9 protein-coding genes and 1 pseudogene are annotated in these 6,000 nt (G+C 68.2%); 4 read left to right on the forward strand and 6 right to left on the reverse strand.

Annotated features, from left to right (window positions below):
- Nucleotides 1-81 precede the first annotated feature (81 nt).
- Nucleotides 82-444 (forward strand): cytochrome c family protein, encoded by a 363-nt coding sequence (locus FV218_RS05655; protein WP_056089739.1) that lies wholly within the window; start codon nucleotides 82-84, stop codon nucleotides 442-444.
- A 214-nt stretch (nucleotides 445-658) separates the two neighbouring features.
- Here the strand turns inward: FV218_RS05655 and FV218_RS05665 are convergent.
- Nucleotides 659-1,132: pseudogene (locus FV218_RS05665) on the reverse strand (MarR family transcriptional regulator); the annotation flags it as partial.
- Between the two features lie 257 nt (nucleotides 1,133-1,389).
- On the opposite strand from FV218_RS05665, the gene FV218_RS05670 reads away from it, so the two are divergent.
- Entirely contained in the window at nucleotides 1,390-1,812 is a 423-nt protein-coding gene (locus tag FV218_RS05670) for an organic hydroperoxide resistance protein (protein WP_056089742.1), read from the forward strand.
- A gap of 123 nt (nucleotides 1,813-1,935) precedes the next feature.
- Here FV218_RS05670 and FV218_RS05675 read toward each other — a convergent pair whose 3' ends face one another.
- Both FV218_RS05675 and hisS read right to left on the reverse strand, forming a co-directional pair.
- On the reverse strand, nucleotides 1,936-2,229 hold the full coding sequence (locus FV218_RS05675) for a GIY-YIG nuclease family protein (RefSeq protein WP_147709004.1): 294 nt from the start codon (nucleotides 2,227-2,229) through the stop codon (nucleotides 1,936-1,938).
- A gap of 97 nt (nucleotides 2,230-2,326) precedes the next feature.
- Nucleotides 2,327-3,850, reverse strand: coding sequence for a histidine--tRNA ligase (gene hisS / locus FV218_RS05680; protein ID WP_147709005.1), 1,524 nt, complete (start codon nucleotides 3,848-3,850; stop codon nucleotides 2,327-2,329).
- Here hisS and FV218_RS23140 point away from each other — a divergent pair.
- A complete protein-coding gene (locus tag FV218_RS23140; protein WP_246685002.1) occupies nucleotides 3,843-4,298 on the forward strand; it encodes a hypothetical protein in 456 nt (151 codons plus the stop codon). The two genes, hisS and FV218_RS23140, sit on opposite strands and share 8 nt — an antisense overlap.
- A gap of 2 nt (nucleotides 4,299-4,300) precedes the next feature.
- Nucleotides 4,301-4,474, forward strand: coding sequence for a hypothetical protein (locus FV218_RS22650; protein WP_187272971.1), 174 nt, complete (start codon nucleotides 4,301-4,303; stop codon nucleotides 4,472-4,474).
- A 298-nt stretch (nucleotides 4,475-4,772) separates the two neighbouring features.
- Here the strand turns inward: FV218_RS22650 and FV218_RS05690 are convergent, their stop codons facing one another.
- From FV218_RS05690 to FV218_RS05700, 3 genes are all read right to left on the reverse strand, one after another.
- On the reverse strand, nucleotides 4,773-5,105 hold the full coding sequence (locus tag FV218_RS05690) for a BrnA antitoxin family protein (protein ID WP_147709006.1): 333 nt from the start codon (nucleotides 5,103-5,105) through the stop codon (nucleotides 4,773-4,775).
- A 34-nt stretch (nucleotides 5,106-5,139) separates the two neighbouring features.
- Entirely contained in the window at nucleotides 5,140-5,481 is a 342-nt protein-coding gene (locus FV218_RS05695; RefSeq protein ID WP_246685003.1) for a BrnT family toxin, read from the reverse strand.
- A 122-nt stretch (nucleotides 5,482-5,603) separates the two neighbouring features.
- A partial coding sequence (locus FV218_RS05700; RefSeq protein ID WP_147709007.1) for a DUF3429 domain-containing protein occupies nucleotides 5,604-6,000 on the reverse strand: 397 nt, incomplete at its 5' end.

Here is a 6,000-nt window from a genome sequence, read left to right on the forward strand (position 1 = left end):
TTTTACCCTTGATCTGTTCTAAAGGACCAAGCTCTGCCATAAGCCGGGGTGGCCCTGTCCGCCCCTCAGGAGGAAACAAGAATGCGTCATCTCATCCTCGGCGTCGCCCTCGCGCTCGTGCTCCCTCTCTCTGCCCATGCCGAAGGCGATGCCGCCGCCGGCGAGAAGGCGTTCGCCCCCTGCAAGGCCTGCCACAACTTCGAGAAGAACGGCGTCGGCCCGACCCTCAAGGGCGTCGTCGGTGCGAAGGCCGGCGAAGGTGCCGACGGCTACGCCTTCTCGGCGGCCATGAAGGGCTCCGGCATCACCTGGGACGAGGCCAACCTGCACGAGTGGCTCACCGACCCGAAGAAGAAGATCCCCGGCACCAAGATGGTCTTCCCCGGCGTCAAGGACCCGAAGAAGGTCGACGACATCATCGCCTACCTCAAGACCAAGTCCTGAGCCTCGACCAAGTCCTGAGCCTCGTCACTCCGTCCGGAGACCCGCCGGCCCGTCACAAACGGGCCGGTGCCCCGGTTCAGGAAGCCGTTCCCGCCCCCGCGGGGGCGGCTTTTTTCTTGGAAATCGGCTTGTCGGAAATCGGCTTGTCGGAAATCGGCTTGTCGGAAATTGGCTTGTCGGACGTCTGCGCCGCGTCGCCGCCCTCGCCGACGCCGGCATGCAGGGCACCGCGCAGGTTCACCAGGATGTCGAGGAGCGCCAGGCGCCCCTCGAGGTCGAGGCCGGTGAGGCCGCCGGCCACGTGCGGCACGCATTCCATCCGGCCCTGCAGCGCCCGGCCCTTCTCGGTGAGGAAGATGCTCACCTGACGCTCGTCGGCCCGGTCGCGGGCACGCCGGACATGGCCCGACGCCTCAAGCCGCTTCAGGAGCGGCGTCAGGGTCCCGGAATCGAGGAACAGCCGGGCCCCGACTTCCTTCACCGTCTGCCCCTCCCGTTCCCACAGGACCAGGAGCACGAGGTATTGCGGGTAGGTCAGGTCGTGGGTCGCCAGGAGCGACCGGTAGGCCCGCCCGAACGCATGGGCCGCCGCGTAGACGGCAAAGCACAGCTGCGCGTCCAGGCTCTGCGCCGAGGTCGGCAGGGCGGGGAGATCCGGATGGGTCGGGATGTCCGCGCGGCCCGACATGCGGCGACTTTCCATTTCGAGGGGTGAACAAGCGGCGTGAAATGCGCCGACGGGGTGCCCCACGGGGTGCCCCGGCCTTCGGTACGCCTTATCTTAGACAAAACTCATATTGTGCACAATCGACCGTCGCGACGCACAAACTCGGTTGCGCACAATCGATCCATATGGGATAAGACAACCAGATTGCGCACAACTCATCTGCCGACGATGGGCCGGCGCTGATCCAAACCCCGTCATCCCGCTTCAGGAGACCGATCATGCAGGCACTCTACACCGCCCACGCCCATGCCACCGGCGGCCGTGAAGGCGCCGCGGCCAGCGACAACGGCACCGTCGACGTCAAGCTCACCACCCCGAAGGAGCTCGGCGGCAACGGCGCCGCCGGCGCCAACCCCGAGCAGCTCTTCGCCGCCGGCTACGCCGCCTGCTTCCTCGGCGCCATCAAGTTCGTGGCCGCCCAGGACAAGGTGAAGATCGCCGACGACGCCAAGGTCGAGTCGAGCGTCGGCATCGGCAAGCGCGACGACGGCACCGGCTTCGGCCTCGTCGTCACCCTCAAGGCGACCCTGCCGGGCGTCGACCACGCCGTGGCGCAGGACCTCGTGAAGCGCGCCGACGTGGTGTGCCCGTACTCCCACGCCACCCGCGGCAACATCCAGGTCGACATCTCGGCCGCCTGAGCCTGTCGTCGCGCGGTGCCCTCGGGCATCGCGCGATCTTCGAAATGAGCCGCTGCGCGGCACTCCTCGTGCTGGGTCCCGGATCACCTTCCGCTTCGCTTCAGGCGTCCGGGAAAGCGCTGCTCACGCATTGAGATCCAGGGCCAGATCCCGCCAAGCCGGATTCATTGCCTCGATCAGCGCGACCTTCCAAGCGCGACGCCATCGCTTGAGCGCATGCTCGCGCTGCCGTGCCTGGACCACGTCCGGACAACCGTCGTACCAAACCAGCAATGTGACGCCGTGGTCCCGGGTGAAGCCGGGGACAGCGCCTATCCGATGCTCCCAGACGCGACGGGCCAGATCCGTCGTCGAGCCGGTGTAGAGCGTCCCGTTCCGCTGACTTGCGAGAATGTAGACGAAGGCTGCGGGCTGCATCGCCGCCGATCCGGATCACCACGCCCCTGTCCCGGACGCCCGGAACGCAGGGGAGGGCGATCCGGGACCCAGCACAAGATGCCGCGCCAGCGTCCGACTAAAAATGCCGCGCCAGCACCTCGCGCACCCGCGCCACCATGTCGGCCTCCGGCACGGAGAACTGGGCCGGGCGGGCGGCCTTCCACTCGGCGTTGCTCGCAATCCCCTCGGCGGCCTTGGCGCCCTCGATGAGGTCCTTGATCTGGACCTCGCCGGCCTCGCGCTCGTTCGAGCCCTGGATGATGGCGCAGGGGGCGCCGCGCCGGTCGGCGTACTTCATCTGCGCCTTCATGCCCGAGCCGCCGAGGTAGAGCTCGGCCCGAATGTTTTCGGAGCGCAACAGGACGACCAGCCGCTGGTAGTCGGCGATGTTTTCACGGTCGAGGACGAGGATCACCACGGGACCGGGCTTCTTCTTGCCCTCGAGCAGCGGGCTCCCGATGAGCTGCAGGGCCGAGAACAGGCGCGAGACGCCGATGGAGAAACCCGTGGCCGGCACCGGCTCACTCCGAAAACGCCCGACGAGGCCGTCGTAGCGCCCGCCGCCCGCCACCGAGCCGAAGCGCACCACCTGTCCGTCCTCGTTGGTCACGGGGAAGGTCAGCTCCGCCTCGTAGACCGGGCCGGTGTAGTATTCGAGGCCGCGCACCACGCTCGGGTCGGCGCGGATGCGGTCGAAGCCGTAGCCGGCCGCCGCACAGAGCCGCATCATCGCGTGGAGTTCGGCGATGCCCTCGCGGCCGATGGCGGAATCGCCCACCACGTCGGTCCAGGCGCCGAAGAACTGCTCCCAGAACGCCATCCGGTCGGCGCCCTCCACGGGGGCGGACTGGAACGAGACGTAGGCGAGGATGCGCTCCACCGCCGCCGCGTCGAGGCCCGCGCCCTTGGTGAAGTCGCCGCTCTCGTCCTTGCGCCCCGCACCGAGAAGGTCGCGCACGCCGTCGGCGCCGAGGCGGTCGAGCTTGTCGATGGCCCGCAGCACCGTCAGGCGCTGCCCGGCCTTGTCGGCCCCCGCGAGGCCGATGGCCTCCATGACGCCGTCGAGGACCTTGCGGTTGTTGACCTTGACGACGAACTGACCCGTGAGCCCGAGCTTCTCCAGGGTGTCGGCCATGAGCATGCAGATCTCGGCATCCGCCGCCACGGAGCCGGCCCCGACGATGTCGGCGTCGAACTGCATGAACTGGCGGAAGCGCCCCGGACCCGGCTTCTCGTTGCGAAAGACGTAGCCGGCGCGAAAGCTGCGGTAGGGTTTGGGGATGGCGTCGAAGTGCTCGGCCACGTGGCGGGCCAGGGGCGCCGTGAGGTCGTAGCGCAGGGACAGCCAGGATTCGTCGTCGTCCTGGAACGAGAACACGCCCTCGTTGGGCCGGTCGAGGTCGGGCAGGAACTTGCCGAGCGCCTCGGTGTACTCGACGAACGGGGTCTCCAGGGCCTCGAAGCCGTAGAGCTCGAAGCTCTGCCGGATCGTCTCCAGCATCCGGTGCTGGGCGGCGATCTCGTCCTCGCGCCGGTCGACGAACCCGCGCGGCAGGCGCGGTTTCAGGGTATCGGCCCTGTGGGAATCGGCCTTGGCCATGGTGATGTCGCTCTGCGGAGGGATTTGGGGGGTTGCGCGGGCTCTATCCCGCGCACGCGGGAGCGGCAAGCAAGAGCGGCCGGCGCGGGGGGAAGACGCACCGTTCCGCACGAAAGGCGTGCATTGTCCCTTTCGTAAAACCACCCTCGATTGTATCATACCGTGCATCGAACGGGGATGGAATGCGAGCGTGGGTGACGGAGGCATCCCCTCGGGAGCGGACGCCGCTGCGCGAAAGCTCGCGGCCAAACGCGTCAACGAACGCCTCAAGCTCCTGGCGAACCTCCTGAACGCCCTCGGCATCGGCGTGATCGGCGCCGGCGTGATCGTTCCCGGCGTTCACGATCCGACGCGGATCACCCTTCAGACCCTCGCTTGGATCGCGACGGGACTGGTCCTACATCTGTTGGCCCAGGGTGTTCTCGCATTCCTGCGAAGCGAGGATTGACCATGACGTGGCTCTTCACGACCCAAGTCGCGGCCCTCGCCCTCGCCATCGGCGCGGGGGCCTATTTCTATGCCCGCGCCCTAGCGCAGGGCTTCGACAGGCGGTTCGGGCCTCAAGGCCCGGCCTTGCCGCATCGGGCCGGCCAATCGGACGGGGTGTCCGGCGAAAAGCCCTGACGCGCCGGAAGGCGAAAGACGATTCGGTCCCCATCCGTCGCGTGCGCCATGGGCCGTGCCCCGGCCGTGATGGGGCGCTCACGTCACGGGGTCAGAGAACGTCTCCGTCCGACCGAGTCGGCTGATATGGGCTCCGGTTGATCAGACCGGAGCCCATATCAGCCAGCCCGCGCGGCGCCTGAGCGAAGCCCAACTCCGCCATCCCGAAGGGATCAACCGGAGTTGGTATGAGACCAGCCGACGCTTGTCCACGATCCTCGACGGCCGGATCGCGCCGCGACCGTCACCGGCCGGCTTTTCAGCCTTCCCCACGTCGCCCCGTGCCGGAGACGAGCACTCCATGCACCTCGATCCCCTGCGCCAGGGCTGCGTTCATTCGCGTCTGCCAGCCCGGCCCACCCGCCTTGTAGGCATCGAGGACCGACGGATCGACGCGCAGGGTCACCGGCACGCGCTTGGTCTCCGACTTCGGGCGGCCGCGCTTGACCAGGGCCGCGAACAGGGCGGGCGGCAGCACCTCGCGCGCCGGCCGCATCCGGCCAAGCTCATCGGCGGTCAGTTCCCGGGCATCGGGATCGACGGCCATCCGGTGCTGAAGCGCCGTTTCCTCGGCTTCGCTGAGAAGGGGCATGCGGTCAGGCTTGAGGCGATCAGGCTTGCGGCGATCAGGCTTGGGACTGCTTGGCATAGGCCTTCCCTTCGCGGTTGCTCGCCGTGCGAAGGCTGATGATCGAGATCGCCTCACGGCCGAGGAGCGGCAACGTCAACGTCACGAGCGCCCCGTCCAGGAAGCCGATCGCCATGGATCGTTCGCCCCCACGCGCGCTGGCATAGGTCGAGACGACCAGGGCCGTCTCCCACACGAACCGGTCCCGCGCGTCGGCGAAGTCGAGGCCATGCCCGATCGGGGGCGCCTGTCGGTTCTTCTCGCGCTTCGGCTCGTCCCAAACCACCAGCATGCCTTGTCGGTACATACCGAAATTCGGAGGCGCGAGGAACAGCGGCAAGGAACATAGGCAAGGAACAGGCGCGAGGCGCGCGCGGAGGCGAGCGAACGGGCCGGGACGAATGAGATACGGCTTCTCGGATACGGCGTGGGATGGGTGCGCGGGCGGGAACCGCAAGCGCGTCAGAGCGTGAGGGCGAGGAGCGCGCAGAGGCTCACGATCGCGATGGGGATCTGGAACGGGCGCAGGCGCGCGAAGAACAGGGGCGCCTCGCCCCGGCGCGCCGCGATGGGATCGAGCACGGCGATACCGGTGAATCCGACGATGAGCAGGACCAGGGCGGGGCCGGGCGCGCCTCCGGCCGTCAGGACGAGGGCGGAGAAGCCGAGGAGGAACAGGCCCAGCATCGTGGCGATCTGGACCCAGGTGGGGCCGCCCTCCGTGCGGAAGCTGAGGCCGCGCCGGACGCCCGAGAGGAATAGCAGGATCGCGCAGCCCCACAGGGTGGTCAGGGACAGCATCACCCCGCCCCAAGTCTCACTCCAAGTTCCGCCCCAAGTCCCATCCCAAGCCCCACCT

It is taken from the genome of Methylobacterium sp. WL69 (genome assembly GCF_008039485.1).
Taxonomy (GTDB): Bacteria; Pseudomonadota; Alphaproteobacteria; order Rhizobiales; family Beijerinckiaceae; genus Methylobacterium.